This window comes from Novosphingobium malaysiense, assembly GCF_000802225.1.
Classification (GTDB): Bacteria; Pseudomonadota; Alphaproteobacteria; order Sphingomonadales; family Sphingomonadaceae; genus Novosphingobium; species Novosphingobium malaysiense.
Genome location: NZ_JTDI01000024.1, coordinates 1 through 1,419, shown reverse-complemented (window position 1 = coordinate 1,419; position 1,419 = coordinate 1). Strand labels below are relative to the sequence as shown.

At 60.5% G+C, this 1,419-nt stretch carries 1 protein-coding gene; it reads right to left on the bottom strand.

The window, feature by feature from the left end:
* A partial coding sequence (locus tag LK12_RS23315; RefSeq protein WP_039290677.1) for a TonB-dependent receptor occupies positions 1-1,419 on the bottom strand: 1,419 nt, incomplete at both ends.

The window sequence follows — 1,419 nt, the reverse complement described above, 5'->3', positions numbered from 1 at the left end:
GGCGTACCGGTGCTGTAGATGTCTCCGAAGAAGTCCTTGTACTTGGCTTCGAGGTATCCGAGGTTTCCGTGGACGCGCAGACCGTCCGTCAGCTGCGCGGTGAGGTCGAGCTCGACGCCTTTCAGTTCGGCAGAGGAGGCGTTGATCGTGCGGTTCTCGCGACCGGTCGAAGTCCCCGGTGCGGGAACGTCAAGGTCCTGCTGCATATCCTTGTACTTCATCAGGAAGGCGGCGCCGTTCAGACGTACCCTGCCGCCTGCTAGCTCCGTCTTGAACCCGATCTCATAGTTGTCGAGCGTTTCCGGGTCGTACGGAATGGTCGCAGCGCCGATGGTCGAGGGGCGACCGTTGAACCCACCGCCGCGGTAGCCGCGCGACCACAGCGCGTAGATCATCGCATCGGGCGTGAACTCATAGCGGAGCGACACGCGCGGGGTGAACTTGGACCAGCTCTTCTTGGCCGGGGTGGTCATTACGATCTGGCCGCCTGCCAGACTGGGTTCAATAGTGACGATCGGATCGGCTTCGACCAGGGAGCCGTAGATGTAAATCGTCTTGTCGTTGACCAGGCTGGTCTTCTTGTCGTGCGTATAGCGTGCGCCCAGTGTCAATGTCAGCTTGTCCGTGAGGCTGTAGTCAGCCTCGCCGTAGAGCGCCCACGACTTGTTGGTTTGGGTGACGTCCTGTGCGCTGGTCAACAGCGGAGCGCCGGCAAAGCCGATATAGTTCTTGAGATTGATCGTGTAGCGCGAGTCCCACAGGTACGCTCCCATCACGAAGGTGAGGGGGCCGCTGCCTCCCTTTGTCAAACGCAACTCGTTCGTTGTTTGCCGCCAGCGGGCAGGGCGGTCGGTGTGATATAGCAAGAGGGGGGCGGCGTCGAAGTCCTGGTAGATCGTTTCATCGGTCTTGAGCCAGCCGAAGATATAGTCGAGCTGCAGGTCGGCGTTGAGATCCAGGGTGGCCTTGGCAATCGCCATGTCGAGCTTGAAAGTGGCGTTCTTGCCGAGGCGGCCATCGCTCACGCTGACGTAGCGGTCGCCCGAAGTCGGCACCCCGGGCGAAGGGGAGCACTGGTCGTAGGCAACGCAGAAAAGATCTGTGTCCTTGTTGACCGCCAGGAGCTGGGGAGGATCCTGCTTGGTCTTCTGGTGGTCGTAACTGAGCTGGATGTCGAGATTGTCGGTAGGTTCGAACAGGATTGCGCCGGAAACGGCGTAGAATTCGGAACGCTGGCCCGGCTGGTCGTAGAAGGCATTGTAGAAATACCCGTCGCTTTTCTCGTATGCGCCGCTGACCTTTACCGCGATCTTGTCGGAAAGGCCGGTGCTGGCAACGCCTTCGAGTTTCCAGCTGTCAAAGCGCCCGTATGTGATGCGCGCCTTGCCCGTGAGATCGTAGGTCGGCCGCGAGCGGGCG